Annotated in this window: 20 protein-coding genes and 1 pseudogene; 11 read left to right on the top strand and 10 right to left on the bottom strand. The window is 45.7% G+C overall.

Annotation, left to right across the window (positions count from 1 at the left end):
• The first annotated feature begins 40 nt into the window (after positions 1–40).
• The 5 genes and pseudogenes from HMPREF3178_RS25820 to HMPREF3178_RS31955 form a co-directional block, all read left to right on the top strand.
• Positions 41–778: a winged helix-turn-helix domain-containing protein gene (locus HMPREF3178_RS25820; RefSeq protein WP_047720695.1), complete on the top strand. Its 738-nt coding sequence runs from the start codon at positions 41–43 to the stop codon at positions 776–778.
• A complete protein-coding gene (locus HMPREF3178_RS25825; RefSeq protein WP_004105480.1) occupies positions 751–1,239 on the top strand; it encodes a hypothetical protein in 489 nt (162 codons plus the stop codon). The genes HMPREF3178_RS25820 and HMPREF3178_RS25825 overlap by 28 nt, the downstream gene beginning before the upstream one ends.
• A gap of 210 nt (positions 1,240–1,449) precedes the next feature.
• On the top strand, positions 1,450–1,986 hold the full coding sequence (locus HMPREF3178_RS25830; RefSeq protein ID WP_047720694.1) for an Ail/Lom family outer membrane beta-barrel protein: 537 nt from the start codon (positions 1,450–1,452) through the stop codon (positions 1,984–1,986).
• Positions 1,987–2,228: 242 nt separating this feature from the next.
• Positions 2,229–2,588 carry a DUF4156 domain-containing protein gene (locus HMPREF3178_RS25835; protein ID WP_004105483.1) on the top strand — a complete coding sequence of 120 codons (360 nt, stop codon included), beginning with the start codon at positions 2,229–2,231 and terminating at the stop codon, positions 2,586–2,588.
• A gap of 275 nt (positions 2,589–2,863) precedes the next feature.
• Positions 2,864–3,430 (top strand): annotated as a pseudogene (locus HMPREF3178_RS31955) (IS5 family transposase); the annotation flags it as partial.
• 83 nt (positions 3,431–3,513) lie between these two features.
• Here HMPREF3178_RS31955 and HMPREF3178_RS25840 read toward each other — a convergent pair.
• The 8 genes from HMPREF3178_RS25840 to HMPREF3178_RS25875 all read right to left on the bottom strand — a co-directional run bounded on the left by HMPREF3178_RS25840 (position 3,514) and on the right by HMPREF3178_RS25875 (position 9,467).
• Complete coding sequence (locus HMPREF3178_RS25840) at positions 3,514–4,128, bottom strand: DUF2913 family protein (RefSeq protein WP_024274688.1); 615 nt, start codon at positions 4,126–4,128, stop codon at positions 3,514–3,516.
• 66 nt (positions 4,129–4,194) lie between these two features.
• Entirely contained in the window at positions 4,195–4,755 is a 561-nt protein-coding gene (gene hxlB / locus HMPREF3178_RS25845) for a 6-phospho-3-hexuloisomerase (RefSeq protein WP_004105486.1), read from the bottom strand.
• A 15-nt stretch (positions 4,756–4,770) separates the two neighbouring features.
• Positions 4,771–5,523: an SDR family NAD(P)-dependent oxidoreductase gene (locus tag HMPREF3178_RS25850; protein WP_004105488.1), complete on the bottom strand. Its 753-nt coding sequence runs from the start codon at positions 5,521–5,523 to the stop codon at positions 4,771–4,773.
• Between the two features lie 122 nt (positions 5,524–5,645).
• Positions 5,646–6,290, bottom strand: coding sequence for a ribulose-phosphate 3-epimerase (gene rpe, locus HMPREF3178_RS25855; protein WP_024274689.1), 645 nt, complete (start codon positions 6,288–6,290; stop codon positions 5,646–5,648).
• Between the two features lie 18 nt (positions 6,291–6,308).
• Positions 6,309–7,562 carry a PTS transporter subunit IIC gene (locus HMPREF3178_RS25860; RefSeq protein ID WP_004105498.1) on the bottom strand — a complete coding sequence of 418 codons (1,254 nt, stop codon included), beginning with the start codon at positions 7,560–7,562 and terminating at the stop codon, positions 6,309–6,311.
• Positions 7,563–7,589: 27 nt separating this feature from the next.
• The gene (locus tag HMPREF3178_RS25865) at positions 7,590–7,883 is read right to left on the bottom strand and encodes a PTS sugar transporter subunit IIB (protein ID WP_004105500.1); all 294 of its coding nucleotides are present in this window, start codon (positions 7,881–7,883) and stop codon (positions 7,590–7,592) included.
• 21 nt (positions 7,884–7,904) lie between these two features.
• Positions 7,905–8,354, bottom strand: coding sequence for a PTS galactitol transporter subunit IIA (gene gatA / locus HMPREF3178_RS25870; RefSeq protein WP_004105503.1), 450 nt, complete (start codon positions 8,352–8,354; stop codon positions 7,905–7,907).
• Positions 8,355–8,711: 357 nt separating this feature from the next.
• On the bottom strand, positions 8,712–9,467 hold the full coding sequence (locus HMPREF3178_RS25875) for a DeoR/GlpR family DNA-binding transcription regulator (RefSeq protein WP_070585600.1): 756 nt from the start codon (positions 9,465–9,467) through the stop codon (positions 8,712–8,714).
• 381 nt (positions 9,468–9,848) lie between these two features.
• Here HMPREF3178_RS25875 and HMPREF3178_RS25880 point away from each other — a divergent pair, with 381 nt between their 5' ends.
• The 5 genes from HMPREF3178_RS25880 to hxlB (HMPREF3178_RS25900) are packed head-to-tail and all read left to right on the top strand — an operon-like array spanning position 9,849 to position 13,109.
• Positions 9,849–10,385 (top strand): RpiB/LacA/LacB family sugar-phosphate isomerase, encoded by a 537-nt coding sequence (locus tag HMPREF3178_RS25880; protein WP_004105507.1) that lies wholly within the window; start codon positions 9,849–9,851, stop codon positions 10,383–10,385.
• Positions 10,386–10,388: 3 nt separating this feature from the next.
• Positions 10,389–11,759 carry a PTS galactitol transporter subunit IIC gene (locus tag HMPREF3178_RS25885; protein WP_004105509.1) on the top strand — a complete coding sequence of 457 codons (1,371 nt, stop codon included), beginning with the start codon at positions 10,389–10,391 and terminating at the stop codon, positions 11,757–11,759.
• Positions 11,760–11,780: 21 nt separating this feature from the next.
• Positions 11,781–12,065, top strand: a complete 285-nt coding sequence (locus HMPREF3178_RS25890; RefSeq protein ID WP_000723161.1) for a PTS sugar transporter subunit IIB — start codon at positions 11,781–11,783, stop codon at positions 12,063–12,065.
• 7 nt (positions 12,066–12,072) lie between these two features.
• On the top strand, positions 12,073–12,531 hold the full coding sequence (locus HMPREF3178_RS25895) for a PTS sugar transporter subunit IIA (RefSeq protein WP_004105511.1): 459 nt from the start codon (positions 12,073–12,075) through the stop codon (positions 12,529–12,531).
• Between the two features lie 56 nt (positions 12,532–12,587).
• On the top strand, positions 12,588–13,109 hold the full coding sequence (gene hxlB, locus HMPREF3178_RS25900; RefSeq protein WP_004105513.1) for a 6-phospho-3-hexuloisomerase: 522 nt from the start codon (positions 12,588–12,590) through the stop codon (positions 13,107–13,109).
• 30 nt (positions 13,110–13,139) lie between these two features.
• Here the strand turns inward: hxlB (HMPREF3178_RS25900) and HMPREF3178_RS25905 are convergent, their stop codons facing one another.
• Together HMPREF3178_RS25905 and HMPREF3178_RS25910 are read right to left on the bottom strand one after the other, a co-directional pair.
• The gene (locus HMPREF3178_RS25905) at positions 13,140–14,105 is read right to left on the bottom strand and encodes a sugar-binding transcriptional regulator (RefSeq protein WP_070585601.1); all 966 of its coding nucleotides are present in this window, start codon (positions 14,103–14,105) and stop codon (positions 13,140–13,142) included.
• 610 nt (positions 14,106–14,715) lie between these two features.
• A complete protein-coding gene (locus HMPREF3178_RS25910; RefSeq protein ID WP_004105516.1) occupies positions 14,716–15,369 on the bottom strand; it encodes a LysE family translocator in 654 nt (217 codons plus the stop codon).
• A 218-nt stretch (positions 15,370–15,587) separates the two neighbouring features.
• Between HMPREF3178_RS25910 and HMPREF3178_RS25915 the strand changes: the two genes are divergently transcribed.
• On the top strand, positions 15,588–15,808 hold a 221-nt coding region (locus tag HMPREF3178_RS25915; RefSeq protein ID WP_139146044.1), incomplete at its 3' end, for an aldo/keto reductase.

The raw sequence follows: 15,808 nt of genomic DNA on the forward strand, positions 1-15,808 counted from the left end.
ATGGTTAAACCAGAACGACTCATTCTTAGCAGAAGGCCCTATGAGTAAGAATAAGTACCTAATTGATAAGAAAGTCATTCTTGATTGCGAGCGGATGACCTTATCACGCGATCGCGAAAGCTTAAAAATTTCTGAATCTGAATGCAATTTGCTCCTTGCTTTTCATCAGGGACTTTTTAAAAAAGATGATTTAATCGCTTGGGTGTGGGGACGAAAAGGTGTGGTGGTTTCCAGTGCCAGCTATTACAAATTAATCAATCAATTACGCGGTTCGTTTGAAAAAATCGGCCTTTCCAGTTCTGCGGTATTAACGCGCCCTAAGGTTGGTGTGACGCTCTCGGTAACTATCGAACCACTGCCAGATGAATCAACACCCGCAACGCAAAATAGAGCCAGCGACACCGTTGCGCCAGTTGCAGAATCGTTGCCTGAACCAACGCAGTCTTCGCAGGCAGTTTCAAACCGAAAAGAGTGGCTATTTTTAATCTGCGCAACGCTGTTCCTGCTGATGGTCATTTATCTCTACAGCAAACGCCATCCAGACTACTTTTCTGAGCTGGGAACCTATAACGGATATACCTTTTATGGTGTCACTGAAGATAATCGGTCTCTCGAGGATGCGGTGGGGGCTTTTTCCGAACTGAGTCAGCAAGTCTATAAGCAAAACGGCAATTTCATTTATTATATTCGCGTTCCTGACACCAATATTTTTGTTCAGTGTCTGAATCAACTGAATGTTTCGGAGCCCAAATGCATCACTATCAAAGAACGGTATTAAGAGGCATTACGCTACTTATTCTGGCAGCATCTTTTGTGCTGCTGATTTTACAGGCACGCCAGCAGCGCTATCCTCTGTCAGATGCGGATTCATTTCTATGCACCACTAAAACGGTAACTTCAGTCCTGCCTGGCAATTTTCTCGCTAATGGCAATATCGTCCTCGATTTCAAAAACAAACGCATTACATTGCAGTATGACATCACCACTAAAGAGCAAATCAAAAAAGTGTTGTATCGCGATGTGTATATGAAGAACCTGCAAATGCCTGGCCCCGGCATTTATACATTTGATGTCGATTCGGTAAAAGTTTTTTCTACCGACACCGCCGGTGATTTTTTAGCACATTTTCGCGTATTGCACCCCGATGCTGCCAATGAAATTCGCATCACCAGGGTCGGTAACAGCACTTATTTGTACTCAATCAATCGGCAGATATATAACGTATGTACCGCGCAATAAACCAACGCCGCCGTGAAAGAATCGACATAAAACCCATTAATATCAAAGAGTTATAAAACCTTACTTTTTCTGAAAACGTCGGTAAAATTCATGTAAGACTAATTTCATAACTTTTACTCGCTTTTTCTGGTTATATGGCTGCCGCAATCATCCTTCTACGGTTATTGCTTATACATAAGCATTGTTCTTTTCACCAACAAGGAGCTTTACATGCAGCGTGCTTTTTCACCATGGATTATAGCAGCACTATTATTTTCGCCCTCATTAGCGTTGGCGATGGAAAACCATACCCTCTCCCTTGGCTATGCCCAAACGCATCTTAGCGCGTTAAAGAAATCTGCAAGTAAGGATCTTCGCGGGCTCAATCTAAAATATCGCTATGAGTTCAATTCTGACTGGGGTGTATTGACCTCTCTCACGGCAACTCGTCATGAAGTACAACATTACCGTTGGGACGCAGGAAAACTACATAAAGATGGCGATAATACCACTAGCTATAGTTCGTTAATGGTAGGACCGACCTACCGGATTAATGACTATGTTAGTTTATATGGTAATGTAGGTATGGCTGGTATGAAGGTCAAAAACCGTGACAATCAATCTTCCTCAGAAGATGCTTTTGCCTATGGTGCAGGTCTTATTTTTAATCCATTCACTAACCTTTCCCTGGATGTGTCATGGGAAACAGCTAAATTACTTTACGTTGATACAAACACATTTGGTGTGAGCGTAGGTTATCGTTTTTAATAAATAAAGACGCCTCTGTTTATGGCAAGGAATTCATCATCTCTGACAAAAAAAAGAATATCATCAATACGGTAAGAGACGTTATAGCCCTTTTAAGTATTTATGTAAAATTATTCTTATAAGCTATACACCCCTTAAATCCTCCGGGTAGAACATTTTATTGCCAGCACGATGCGCCTCAACATCCGACTGGCTTCGCACCCTATTTGATTATTTTTAGCGATTTTGATTAAGGATTTTACATGAACAAAAAATTAGTCTTTCTCTCCGCTCTTATGCTCACAGCTTGCAGCGCTAATTCCCTCCAGCACGGTGCTGAAGGTGTGCGGGTAACGCATAATGAACCGGACACTTCTTGCACCTATTTAGGCGATGTCACCGGTAGCCAGGGGAATTTTTTCACGGGAGGCTGGACGTCAAACAGCAATCTGGAGACGGGTGCCCGTAACGATCTAAAAAATAAAGCGTGGAAAATGGGGGGGAACGTGGTGGTACTGTTAACCCAAAGGGCTGGCCAAACCGGAAGCGCCTATCATGGCACAGGCTCAAGCCAGCAAACCAATGTGACATTGAGCGGAACAGTTTACCGCTGCCCACGATAAAATACGCCATTCTGGCTCATCATCCGGCGGCCCTGCCAAAGATATCCCTAACGCAGTTGAGATGCTCATCGACCCGTGAGCATCTCAACTGCGATTCTCGCATTGGAGAACGCATCTTGATCCAGCCTGGCTGAAGAATATGCCTAACCCCATAGCAGAAAAGGGATTTTCTCTTACAATTGCACTCCTGCCAAACTACAGATTCTGCGCTTCATATTGTTTTATGTACGGGTTACGCATCCCTCGGGCCTGACGGGACAATAAGGTAGATGGCAGAAATAGCCCATCTCGTGATTGATTCCACAGGATGGAAGGTCTCCGGTGAAGGTGAGTGTAAAGTCAAAAAACACGGCAAAGAATACCGTCGCATCTGACGAAAGTTGCACATTGCTGTAGATGCAAAAACACATGAAATTATCTGCACCGAACGTCACTGAACAACGTCACGGACGCAGCAGCCTTCTCTGGGCTTAATCTGGCAGACACCCCGAAAAATCAGATCAGCCGCAGCGGACGGCGCTGATTATACGCGGTTATATCGTGATGAACTGCGCCGAAAGAAAATCAGCACCCTATACCTTCCCGAAAGGGAGCGGGTTACTGGCCGGGGGAGTATGCAGACCGGAACCATACGGTTGCAAATCAGCGGCTAAGCGGGAGCAATGCCCGTTGAAAATACGCAACAGATTTTAACCGCCATTCGATAGCGGAATCGGTGATGTAGAGAGTAAAACAACTGTTCGGTGGTGCGCTGAAGTCAGGTTGCAGAGGCTCTGGCCATAGTACGTGCGCTGAACAAAATGACGAAGGCAGGAATGCCTGAAAGTGGGCGTATTGCCTGACAACATCCTCGTTTACGGGGATGCTTACCCACAATCTGTTTTTCAACAAAGCCTGACTAAATATACCGTGTTGTGTATCTCCGTCAGGCCATCACTGGCTGTAGCAAAAAAATCGAAGATTTGGTTACAGAGAATTCATTTGAATACGATTCGATTACGTCAAGTTTAAGTCCAAAGCAGTCCAGAAGTGACAGCAGTTTCTCAACTTGACCAAAAACGCGGACATAAAGTGGGGCTATTTGCTTCCCGTTAGCATCAAATCCTTCCTCGACAGCTGTTCTTTCCAGGCAAAACGAATCCATATTCTGGAATTTGCTGATACCAGCCGCCATCTTCTTCTCATCAACAAGGTCATACTGCCAACCGCCGGCTTTTGCCATTTCGATAGCATAGGTCAATCGAAGTAGATCCGGCATATTGTGAAGATCGTCGCTGCTCATAAGCCATAAATAATGCAGTTTCTGATTCAGACGCGCCCGAACGCCAAGTCGACGCCCCTGAGCAAGTAGCCAGTCTATATGCCCAGTTAAATTTCTGGGGAATCTCTTCTGTTTTCTGGCATCGGCCAACCAGCGGATCAGAAATATGTTTTCCTGCGCCTCGGTAACAACAAGCCGATCGTGCCGCTGAAGGCCGAGAGCCACCAAAGCGCACCAGGCTAAATGTCCAATATTGACGAAAGAAGAATCTTTGTTCATGCGCAAAAGAACCAACGACATTAATGCTAAAAAGGAAACGTCCCTTCAAGGGACGTTTTCTGCCGATTACTCAAGGTCAGCGTGTCTCTTAAACATCGTTTCGCTGGTTTCGCCGAGCTGGGCCATCAGCTCAAGCACGATTGCGTCATAGGCGATAAAGCAGAGCTGCTCAAAAGCCGATCCCATAGGCTGTGAAAAAGCATCGTCTTCACGCTCGTTGTCTTCTTTCACGGTTCCAGGCAACACAAGCGTGCTTTTGGCCAGTTTGCCGATTGTGGACTCCGCTTTCATTGTGACAAGCGCCACATCCACGCCACAGGCTACGGCCTTCTGCGCCAGGCTCACCAGACTGCCGGTCTCACCGCTGCCGGAACCAATAATGACCAGATCGCCCGGTTTCGTATGAGGAGAAGAAATTTCGCCGACAACGCTTACTGAAAAACCGAGGTGGAGAAGACGGTTTGCAAAACCGCGGATGGCGATGCCGCTACGACCCGCCCCCTGCAGAAAGATATGTTTAGCATTCTTAATCTGTGCGACGAATTGCGCAGCCTGGGCATCATCAATCTTCATCGCATTTTGCTGCAATTCGCTCAGGATATTTAAAGTGTTTTGTTGAACGCTCATGTGATTCTCTCCCTTTTAAGCGATGGTACGACCACCATCCATCAGAATGGTTTGCCCCTGGATGTACGAATTGTCTTTATCAGCCAAAAAGATTGCCAGGTTAGCCACATCGTCAATGGTGCCAAGGCGGCGTACCGGAATTTTTTCCAGAACAGCATCAAGATCGGCCTGGGTAGGATAATTGACACGCATCATTTCACCGGTATCAATCAGACGTGGAGCGATAGCATTAACGTTGACCCCCTTCGGCCCTAATTCTTTTGCCAGGCCGCGAATCAATCCCTCACCGCCAGCTTTACTGGCCGGGTAACTCACGCCGCCGCCGGTGCCGGAAAGCGCAGAGCCGGATGAAATATAAACGATAGATCCATGATTAGTGGTGAAGTCGTCGTAGAACGCCTTGACGGTGTTAAACAGCCCGGTAAGGTTAATGGCGATTGTTTTATTCCACTCTTCAAAAGTGATGTTATTGACCTTATTAGCAAACGCCACGCCTGCGTTTAATACCAGAATATCAATGCGACCGAAGGTTTTAAAAACCTGCTCGCGAACGTTTTCCAGAGCTTTCGGATCGGATACATCGGTTTTAACGAATAAGGATTTAACATTAGCGAAAGTTAACTCTTCGGCCGTCTTTTTACCATTTTCTTCGTTGTAATCGACAATAACAGTATGAGCCCCACGGTCAGCGAATTGCTTAGCAATACCTTTACCGATGCCATGTGCCCCACCGGTTACTAGCGCGACTTTACCTTCAAAATTACTCATTTCACTATACTCCTCAAAATCTCATGACAAAGGGGAGGACAACTCCCCTTTCAGGTAATTGGTAATTTAATTAATGCTAATAATAGCTTGTAGGGTTACTGGGTTTATTTGGTAGCAAACTGTTATTGGATCGCTGCCCTTAATGCCTGATAGCTTTCTTTCGGAGAACCGTTAAATAGCGCACCACCAACGACAATTAAATCAGCACCCGCATCCTTTACCTTTTTCGCGATTTCAACGTTGACGCCGCCATCGACCTCGATCTGAATATTACGACCGGCAACCATTTTTTTAGTATTCCTGATTTTCTCCAGACTTTTTTCAATAAAAGTCTGGCCGGGCTGACCTGGATTAATGGTCATAATTAAAATGTAATCAATATCATCCAGAAGATACTCAATTACGTTTTCTGGCGTCCCCGGATTAAGCACTACGCCAGCTTTGCGCCCGGCTTTCTTGATCTTCTGGATAATATAATGCACGTGCGGCGTTGATTCATAATGAACCGAGATCATTTCCGCACCGGTTTTAATAACATCATCAATATGTCTTTCCGGGTTTGCCAGCATCATATGCACGTCAAATGTCATTGAGCTGGCTTTTTTCATTGCCGCGATTTGGTTCGGACCGAATGCGATATTACTTACATAAGTACCATCCATTAAATCAACATGCAGAATTTCTGTTTTTTCTGTTTCCAGAAACTGAATCTCTTCCTGCAAACGTAATATGTTTGCACCAAATACTGATGGTAAAATTTGTGCCATTTTAGTCAACTCCGTAAATTAATGAGTAACTGTGCTCAACCAGTAGGTCAAAAGTTCCCATGGGCCGGTTAATACGAAGTCCGTACCCTGGCCATTCAAGCCGACGCCAGCACCGTTGAGGAACTGAGTTGCACCGGGCGCGACATATCCCCCCAGGTACATAACCACCACACAGAACAGTAAGGTTGAGATAATCGATCGAATAACGTTGCCGTTACTGACCATAACCGTCATGGTCGTCATGTAGATGATTGACATCAGCACGCCGATTGGGAATATCTGAATACCCGGTAAAACCAGCGCGCAAAGCATCGTCAGAGGGATAGTAATAACGGTGACAGTCACCGTTGCTGGATCGCCAAGCGCCAGGGCACAGTCCATCCCGATATTCAGTTCAGCATCTTTACCCATCTGCTTTTGCATGATTTCTTTAGCACTCTTACCTATCGGGTTAAGCCCTTCCATAAGGACCCCAACCACTTTTGGCAACAGCACCATGACGCCTGCCACGCCCATCGCCATTGGCACGATGGTTGTAATGGGTTGTTTGGTTAACAATCCCAGGAGACAACCGACGATCACGCCGATGATGGCGGGTTCACCGAATACACCCAGTCGCTTCTGAACGCTCTCTAAATCCACATCCAGCTTGTTTAAACCCGGAATGAAATCGATAATTTTGTTAACCACCCATGCAAATGGAAGTGTCCATCCGATGTGGATCATTGTGGTACAGGTCGTTCCCTCCAGGCCGTAGTATTTCTGCCATCTTGGCGCAATAAGATCGCCAATAAACAGTGCGGCTACGCTCAGAGCCACGGCAACACCCAACCCGAGGAAAAAGCTGTCAAAGACGAAGTACGCAAGAGCACCAGGAACCAGGAAATGCATATAGTTCCAGATGTCAACGTTCAGCGTTTTAGTCAGTTTCAGGCGAACCAGGATCAGGTTCAGAATGATACCAATTGGGATAACCATTGCCGCAAACGGTGCAACCCACGCAGCTGCGCCAACGGCAGGCCATCCAATATCAGCCACGGTGAACCCGCTGCCAATTTTTGAGTAATACGCAATTGCTGGCTGCAGGGCTGTGTTTAGCAGCCCAACAACCAGTCCCAGGCCGATGAAACCGATACCTACGGTGATGCCAGATTTAATGGCAGCACCAACTTTCATTCGAAAAACCAGACCTAAAAGGAAAATAACAAGCGGCAATATTGCTGTAGCGCCCATGCTTGTAATAGTAAACATGATGCTTTTTAACATTTCCATTTAACCATCCCCCGTCTTTTTTAGACTTTAGCCTTTGGAAATTTCGCTTAACAGTTCACCTAATTTTTTACGCAGCGCGGCTTCGTTAATACCGGTAATAAAACCTGCGACGCTCATGTGCGGCTTACCAATATCACCTTTATAATTATTCGTTGTCAGAACCACATCAGCACTTTGCATTTCGGAGGCCAGTTCGGACATACTACATTTATTAATTTTTACGTTGGCAATGCCGTATTCAGCACAAACCGATTTAACTTCATCAGCGGCAAGTGTGGAGGTTGCTACACCGCTTCCGCAGGCTACGAGGATAGTAATCATGGTAAAATCTCCGGATAATTGTTATTTAATTATCGTGTTAATAAACAATGCTCTTGCTCCTTCAGCAGGAAGTTCCAGCATCTGGTGGTAAAAATCAGCTAGCTGAAGATGGTTAAACAACGCCTTCAACAACTGCAATTGATCTGCTGGTTGAGTAACAACCAGGTTAACAACCAGGCGAACCCACAATTTCTCGTCACCATCTGCCTGATTAACTTCAATTTCCTGTGGCAAACGGATGATGTAAATCGCCGGGCTGACGGCATGCTGGCTATCGCAATGTGGGATAGCGACAGCATAGCCATCAAGTAAAATTCCGGTTGGGTAGTCGGCTTCACGTTCACGCAGCGCCTGGAGGTAAGTGTCTCTTACTATCCCATCAGCCAGATGTTTCTGGTGAATATGCTCCAGCACTTCATCATAATTTTTGTATGCCGCACCATCAGCGACATTGATAGAAATTGTGCCCACTGGCTTCTCCTCATTCCGTTAAATGCTCATGTGAGCATCTATGTAATCACATGAGCAGTTATAGCACATCAGTGATTTGCTGAAATGGGAAGCTTGCAAAAGTTATATCTTGATCACACAAATTCACATAAGCGCATTAAGAAAAATGCTCATATGAGCAAAACTAACGATTAATTAATGCGCCACGAATGATTAACTGATTGATTTTTAATAAATTGAATTAAATTGGCTTATTCTGGGGACTTTTACAATGGCAATACTTCAAACGCTCTTATGAGCGGAGTGTTCTGATTGCAATTGTTTCTACAGGACAACGGCACATGAGAAGTACCGTTATTGAAATTATTAATTTTAAAATCAACAAGTTACCACTGTTGTATATTTCGAAACTTCGGCAATACCGTCTTTATCCGCAATATCATTAGTGATCAGCGCGGTAATCTCAGACCAGTCGCAGATCTTAAATAAGCTGCTTCGCTGGAACTTAGTGTAATCGCCCAGGATATATTTCTTCTCGGAATGGACAATGATCGTTCGATCCAGAAAGGCATCCGAGGAGGACGGCGTGGAGGGACCTGTCATATTGTTGAAGCCATCGGTGCCGATAAAGCAGAGATCAACGTTAATATCATTAATCATTGACACAGCCCACCCGCCAAAGACAGAAGAGCTTTTCTTCCTCAGTTCTCCGCCGAACAAAAAGACCTGGTTATCAGATTCGATCAGCACACTGGCCACCGGCAAAGAATCGGTAAAAATTTTAAAGCCAGATTTCATGCACAACAGATTAGCCAGTTCATAGTTAGAACTCCCAGTGCCAATGATCATTGAGCTGTTGGGGGGGATAAAGTCCAGCGCTTTTCTGGCGATAGCTTGTTTGAAGGTACTATTTTCTTTTTCCCTGACCTGGAAAGGATGTTCGACAGCCCCCTGCTTTAAGGTTGCCCCTCCATGGCTTTTAACCAACAGTCCTTTTTTTTCCAGATGAGTGAGATCTTTGCGGATAGTTTCATAAGTGACCTCGTACTTTTTCGCAAGGTCACTAACGTAAACGGTACCAGCCGAAATAATCTCTTCCAGGATCAATTTTCTCCTCTCTTCAACCAGGTACATCCTTCCCCCTATCAACATTCTTCATATTGCAATGAAGCGAATCATAGCACAGAAGATGCAAACTAAAACAAACCCAAAGAGAAGTCAGAAGAGTACGTCCCTGGTAACGCTCAACTATAAGAACAAAGGCCAAATAGTAATAATTCATTAATAATCAATACATTAAATACATATAATACAGATTATCCACTTCAGTTTACTAATACTCTCTCCTCTTTCCATCATCAAAAAATTGGCATGCATTAGCTTTTATTTGTTTTTATTGGTTTTTAATACCTTTAAAATCAACAGCATACTAATTTTGTGACATTGATCTCAGTTGACAACCAACATTTACCAACCCCATACTTGGCTTAAGTTCTTTATGACAGGTTGGATAAGATGAAAACGAAAATTGCAATCGCATGTGATGATGTGGGATTTGATCGTAAGGAGGAGATTAAAAAGTACCTCGAAGAAGAGAAAAATGCCGAGGTCGTGTACGATCCCGTTAAACGAAAAGAAGATGGTTTCAACAACTTCGCTCGTCTTGCGGATGAAATGGCAGGTGTTATTCAGCGGGACGAATGCCGCCTCGGTATCTACATTTGCGGAACCGGTATTGGCTTTACTTGCCAGATAAATAAGCACTGGGGGATTCGTGCTGTCGCCGTCACTAATCCTTACTCGGCTAAGCGAGCAAGACTCAGTAACAATGCGCAGGTGATTGGACTTGGCTGCAGAGTTAATGATCTTGAATACACAAAAATGATCGTTGATGCCTGGTATGACAACGCGTTCGACTTTGCCACTGCAAGGGAAAATTCCAAAAAGAATCTACTGGAAGCAGAACGCAGTGACAACGCATTGCTGACGAAACCTGAAGATGTTCGATGGAATATGGGTTTCAGACCAGATGATGAGAAATCTGAGGGCTAATAAATGGAACTGATCACACAGTTTATCAATGACCTGGGTAACTTTATTTTTATACCGGTCATCTTCCTTATACTGATGAAACTTTTGGGGCGGCCCCTGTCGGAGTGTATTTCATCAGCCATTAAAGTCGGCATTGGTTTTATCGCATTAACCATGACCATCAAGCTGATGCTTGAAAAAATGCAGCCAGCGGTGACGGGGCTTGCTGAGGCCACCGGCTCCTCGCTGAGCGCCATTGATGTTGGCGGCGCAGCCACAGCCGTAATGGGTTTTGGCTCAAGTATGGGGGCAATTATTATCCCTCTGTGCGTCGCGGTGAATATTGCCATGCTGGTGGCGCGTCTCACAGACTGCGTAAACGTTGACGTGTTTAACCTTCATCAGAATGCCTCTATGGGGGCAATTGTTGGCGCTTACTCCGGCAGCTTCCTCTACGGTGTTCTTACTGCTGCATTGTTCCATGTCTGGGCACTTATTGCGGCTGACCTGGGTGCCAAAAACAACGAAAAATTCTTCAACCTGCCAAAAGGCGTTGCCATCTCCCACCCGGTTGCAAACACCTATTTGCTGTTCGCTTATCCGTTTAACTGGATTTACGATCGCATCCCTGGGTTCCGTAATCTGAACGTTACGGCGGAAAGTATTCAGAAACGATTTGGTATCCTTGGCGATCCGACCATGGTTGGTTTCATTATTGGTATTCTTCTTGGCTTCTGTGGTTATGGTTGGGAATCGCCGTATCACACCATTATTGCCAGCCTGCAACTAGGTATGTACCTTGCCGCCGTGATGCTCCTGCTGCCGCGCATGACCTCCATCATGATGGAAGGTCTGGTTCCGCTGTCCAACGTAGCACGTAAGAAGCTGGTTAAACGTTTCCCGGACCGTGAGATCACTGTCGGGATGGATACCGCGCTGATTGTTGGTCATCCTTCAGTTATCGCGCCTGCACTGCTGCTGATCCCGGTCATTGTTATCCTCGCCGTTGTCCTTCCCGGCAACCGAGTGATGCCGCTGGGGGACCTCTCGCAGTTCGTATTCTTTATTGCGTGCATGGTGCCGGTTTTTAATGGCAACATTATTCGTACCTGGGTGACTTCCATCATCCTGTTTGGCGGCGGCTTATACATCGCATCCTGGATGGCTCCAGCAACAAATGAAGTGTTCCAGAAATTCGGTACTAATCCTGATGCCAGCGTAATGTACTCATCGCTAAACCCGTCAGCTAACCCGTTCACCGGTCTCTTTGCTGGACTCAGCCATGTTGGCATCGCAGGTTATGCTCTCGCCGCTGTGTTGCTACTGTCCGTAGGCTATTTACTCAAACAGAAAGCGCGCCGTCAGTTAAAAACTGAGGCAGAAAAAACGGCTTAAAACTTCATAAGGTAATTGATAATGAAAAAGATTTTAGTTGTATGTGGGAACGGTATTGCCTCCTCTTCCATTATGGTTTCTGTCCTACAGGACTACCTGAAAGAACAGAATATCGAAGCGCAGGTCGATAAATCCTCTTTAATGGCCTGCACCACGGACACGTTTAACAGCTATGACCTGATTGTTTCTTCAACCAAGCTGGATAACCCAGGGATCACCACTCGTGTGATTGTGGGTGCAGGCCTGTTAACGGGCCTGGGCGAAGATGAAATTTTTGATGCTGTTAAAGAAGAAATGCTTAAGTAGGTGAATAATGAAACTTGAGATTCTGGTAAATGATGTCGAGGGTACGATCGCTGACTGGCATGCGGCAATTGAGTTTGCCGGCCAGAAGCTGTTGGAAAAAGGCTATATCACTCCCGAATATATTCAGGCCTGCCTGGAGCGTGAGAAGACTTATCCAACTGGTTTATTGATGGCGAACGGTCAGGGCATTGCCATCCCGCATGCAGACTATACGCTGGTAAAAACCAACAGCATAAGCATCGTGCGTTTTGATAAAGGAGTCGTGTTTGGTCAGATGGAAGATGCTGACCTCACCGTGGAATGCGGCATTATGTTTAATCTCGCATTCGCCACCAGCGATCAGCATATGTCTGTGCTGCGCCGCCTCTTTACGCTCTTCCAGGATATTTCGTTCATCGAGTCGTGCCGTAACCTTAAAACGCATGAAGTCGGGAAATATGTTGAAGAGATGCTTGTAGCATCCTGATAAACAAAAGGCAGATATCCCCTATCTGCCTTTTTTTCAATAAAAGAATGACCATCATGAAAAAGTACGCCCTCGTTTTAAACGAGTTATCTTCGCTTGTGGATAAAATCGATGAGCAAGAATTTAACACACTGGTTGATTCTATTATCACTGCCGGACATGTATTTCTTGCCGGTGCTGGTCGCTCAGGGCAAATGATAAATGCTTTTGCTAACCGACTGATGCACCTTGGTCTGTCCGTCAGCGTGGTAGGAGAAATTAGCTCTCCACATTCTCGCAAAAACGACTTGATGATCGTTGGTTCAGGCTCCGGAGAGACCCAACGCCTGATCAACCAGGTGAAAATAGCAAAGAATAATGGCGTGTATATCGCTCTCATCACTACCGCACCAGATTCAACTTTGGCAACTCTGGCAGATTACATACTCACTATCCCGGCAGGTCACAGCGCCCAACCGATGGGTTCTCTGTTCGAACAGGCTTCCCTACTGACCTATGACACTATTGTGCAGTCATTAATGGCCAATCTTAATGAAACAAGCCAGACGATGAAGGAACGCCACGCCGATATTGAATAATACCGGCGTGGCGTAAAGCGCTAGCGGCTATTAATCCAGCAGTTTGATAGCCGTATCAAAATCAGTGATCAGCACATTCAGAAGGCCTGATTTGAGAGAGGCAACAATGCCTTCATATTTTTCGTCCCCCCCAGCAACTCCAATCAGTTTCTTTGTGGCCCGCAATTGTTCTGTCGTAATGCCGAACCCCAGGCGGTTTAGCGGGCTATCGAGTATTTCCCCTTTACTATTTACCAGGGTTACGCATACATCAGCGGTAATGTCCTGGCTCATTAAAGTCTCACGCCATGCTTCAGGGAATATATCGCACAGACTGGAAGAACCGGTTTTCCAGGCCCCAATGCCCGTAATAACGACATCCATACATGAGTAAAACTTTTGCGTATCCTGAACAGCCTGATCGTCTGCGAGTTTCTGGGCTAAACTTTCGTCATCCACCCACATAGGGACATACATTGGGTGCGCTCTTCCGTGGGAAATAGCAGCAACTTTGTGAATCAAATCAATGGGCCCCTGACTAAATTCAATGCCTGGATGAACGCCAGAAAGCTGAACCACATCCAGAACAGGTAATGTCGTCAGTTGACTCACCGTGCTTGAGAGTACGCGCCCCCAGGCGAGACCAAACTTCATTCCCTCTTTGAGAATTTCACTCAAGTAGGTCGCCGTTATCCCTCCCAGTTTGACGTTTAATTGTTCCTGCGAAGACCAGGATTCAGAAACAGAGAGCACAACGGCATCCTGCAATCCGTATTTTTTACACAAATTTTGCGCTATTTCCTCGTCCAGAGCCTGCTGTTTAGGAAAAGTAAATTTTACATACTCTTGCGCAATGGCTTCATCAATCAGGCGTGCAACTTTGAAGCGAGACAGACCGAGCTCCTCAGCAATTTCTATTTTTGTCTTCATTTCAGAGAAGTAACGCTTAACAACAAGAGAGTAGATAAAACGAGGATCGTAGTTACGTAGCTTCGGATTTTTGTTCTCTTTTGGCATAGCGGTTATCCATATATAACAAGAGGCATCATAAGTCATTCGAGCGACACGCTCAGATGCAATACTCAAAAGAGTACACTTTTACTCGCTCATCAGATACCTGTACAGGAGTGGATTTTGAATTTTGTGATGTAAAGCGCCCCGCCAAAGTACGAATAGGATCACGGAAAAGACTCAGCGCAAACAATGTAACATGGCTGCCCAAAGCGTTTTTATTGCAAGTTTTTGCTCATGCCAGTTCCTGTTGGGAGAGTTCATTTCGTATAAATCAGCCATTGTTTTGGTCGTCAATTAAACTGGGGGATATTCGCCTTGTGATGCTTAATTCACTCTTTGGCCTGCATCATCAATAACTTTCTTTCCGTCTTTCTGAGCGTAAGCCCCCTTTCTGAGCGTCAGGAAGGAACTCTATAACAACTGTAGAAGGAGGGTATAGGTTGGTTCCTTGGGGATTATCACAACGACAGGACGGGTAATCAGGATCGGACAGAGGCTCAATATAAACGTCAGCTTCATCAAAATTAAAATTGTCTCATGTTGGCGCAAAGCTAATGAGCGTGAATGTCTGCGTTGTGCTGTGAGTTCACTGGGTTGACCGTTGCGGTAAAACTTAACTGGCAGATTTCGATACTACGCCAGACCCACTAAACAACATGCGGATACCGAGGCCTATCATGACAACTCCTGTAAATCGCTCCTGCCATTTGATAAAGCCTGGGTGTTTACCCAGCCAGTTTCCAAATGTTCCTGATGCCATCGCGACTGACCCCAGGGAAACAATTCCTGCCAGCTTTTGGATACTACCCAGAACAAGCAATTGCAGCCAGACAGGACCCGCGGTGGGATCGACAAACTGAGGAAGGAAAGCAAACATGAACAGCAGAGATTTTGGATTAGTCAGGCTGTTCAGAGCGCCTTCCTTTACGGCATTCCAGTCAGAAATTTTTGCCGTTTTTCGCAGCCGCGTATCAGTACCTGAAGTCGCAATCATTTTTATGCCCAGCCACATCAGATAAGCCGCACCAACCCACCTTAGCAGATCCAGCGCAACCGGCCAGGCATGTACAACGGTTACCAGCCCCAGAACAAGAAAAGAAACTTGCACAAATCCTGCTACAAATACATTGCCCACAACCGTAAGCAGCGCGATACGTCTTCCCTGCCCGACTCCTCTGGCGATAGTCAGCATCATGTCTGGCCCCGGAGAAATCTCCAGAAGCGTCAGCGCGAAAAGGAAAGTAATAAACGTTTCGATGGCAGGCATTTTGGTTGAGTCCGGATAAATATTTCTGCTACGTTACCTCAGTCAGCTTCGAGCCGAAAGCGCAATATTCTGCAGCGTCCGCGCATGGCACGCAGCTGAGCGCCTGCCCTTCACAAAATTAATGAACACATCTAATAAGCCCTAGCTAATTACCCCATCTAATCGAATAAATCACTTTGCGTTATGCTTTTCCAACACAACAGCTGAAGGATAACGTCATGCCAACTGTAAAACTGAACAATGGTATTGAAATGCCCCTGCTGGGCTTTGGTGTGTTTCAGATGTCTGATCCCGCTGAATGCGAAAGAGCCGTTATTGATGCCATCGATACGGGATACCGCCTGATCGATACCGCCGCGTCTTACCAGAATGAAACCCAGGTCGGCAACGCACTGAAACAGAGCGGTATCGCCCGTAACGAGCTCTTTGTGACGACCAA

Source organism: Klebsiella sp. HMSC09D12 (genome assembly GCF_001808475.1).
GTDB lineage: Bacteria > Pseudomonadota > Gammaproteobacteria > Enterobacterales > Enterobacteriaceae > Klebsiella > Klebsiella oxytoca.

What these genes read in the sequence shown, in the direction of transcription:
- HMPREF3178_RS25825 (WP_004105480.1), top strand. Translation starts at nt 751, where the DNA reads ATGCATCACTATCAAAGAACGGTATTAAGAGGCATTACGCTACTTATT.
- HMPREF3178_RS25890 (WP_000723161.1), top strand. Translation starts at nt 11,781, where the DNA reads ATGAAAAAGATTTTAGTTGTATGTGGGAACGGTATTGCCTCCTCTTCC.
- HMPREF3178_RS25885 (WP_004105509.1), top strand. Translation starts at nt 10,389, where the DNA reads ATGGAACTGATCACACAGTTTATCAATGACCTGGGTAACTTTATTTTT.
- HMPREF3178_RS25875 (WP_070585600.1), bottom strand. Translation starts at nt 9,467, where the DNA reads ATGTACCTGGTTGAAGAGAGGAGAAAATTGATCCTGGAAGAGATTATT.
- rpe (WP_024274689.1), bottom strand. Translation starts at nt 6,290, where the DNA reads ATGGCACAAATTTTACCATCAGTATTTGGTGCAAACATATTACGTTTG.
- HMPREF3178_RS25840 (WP_024274688.1), bottom strand. Translation starts at nt 4,128, where the DNA reads ATGAACAAAGATTCTTCTTTCGTCAATATTGGACATTTAGCCTGGTGC.
- hxlB (WP_004105486.1), bottom strand. Translation starts at nt 4,755, where the DNA reads ATGAGCGTTCAACAAAACACTTTAAATATCCTGAGCGAATTGCAGCAA.
- HMPREF3178_RS25820 (WP_047720695.1), top strand. Translation starts at nt 41, where the DNA reads ATGAGTAAGAATAAGTACCTAATTGATAAGAAAGTCATTCTTGATTGC.
- HMPREF3178_RS25865 (WP_004105500.1), bottom strand. Translation starts at nt 7,883, where the DNA reads ATGATTACTATCCTCGTAGCCTGCGGAAGCGGTGTAGCAACCTCCACA.
- HMPREF3178_RS25830 (WP_047720694.1), top strand. Translation starts at nt 1,450, where the DNA reads ATGCAGCGTGCTTTTTCACCATGGATTATAGCAGCACTATTATTTTCG.
- HMPREF3178_RS25895 (WP_004105511.1), top strand. Translation starts at nt 12,073, where the DNA reads ATGAAACTTGAGATTCTGGTAAATGATGTCGAGGGTACGATCGCTGAC.
- HMPREF3178_RS25910 (WP_004105516.1), bottom strand. Translation starts at nt 15,369, where the DNA reads ATGCCTGCCATCGAAACGTTTATTACTTTCCTTTTCGCGCTGACGCTT.
- hxlB (WP_004105513.1), top strand. Translation starts at nt 12,588, where the DNA reads ATGAAAAAGTACGCCCTCGTTTTAAACGAGTTATCTTCGCTTGTGGAT.
- HMPREF3178_RS25835 (WP_004105483.1), top strand. Translation starts at nt 2,229, where the DNA reads ATGAACAAAAAATTAGTCTTTCTCTCCGCTCTTATGCTCACAGCTTGC.
- HMPREF3178_RS25860 (WP_004105498.1), bottom strand. Translation starts at nt 7,562, where the DNA reads ATGGAAATGTTAAAAAGCATCATGTTTACTATTACAAGCATGGGCGCT.
- HMPREF3178_RS25850 (WP_004105488.1), bottom strand. Translation starts at nt 5,523, where the DNA reads ATGAGTAATTTTGAAGGTAAAGTCGCGCTAGTAACCGGTGGGGCACAT.
- HMPREF3178_RS25880 (WP_004105507.1), top strand. Translation starts at nt 9,849, where the DNA reads ATGAAAACGAAAATTGCAATCGCATGTGATGATGTGGGATTTGATCGT.
- HMPREF3178_RS25905 (WP_070585601.1), bottom strand. Translation starts at nt 14,105, where the DNA reads ATGCCAAAAGAGAACAAAAATCCGAAGCTACGTAACTACGATCCTCGT.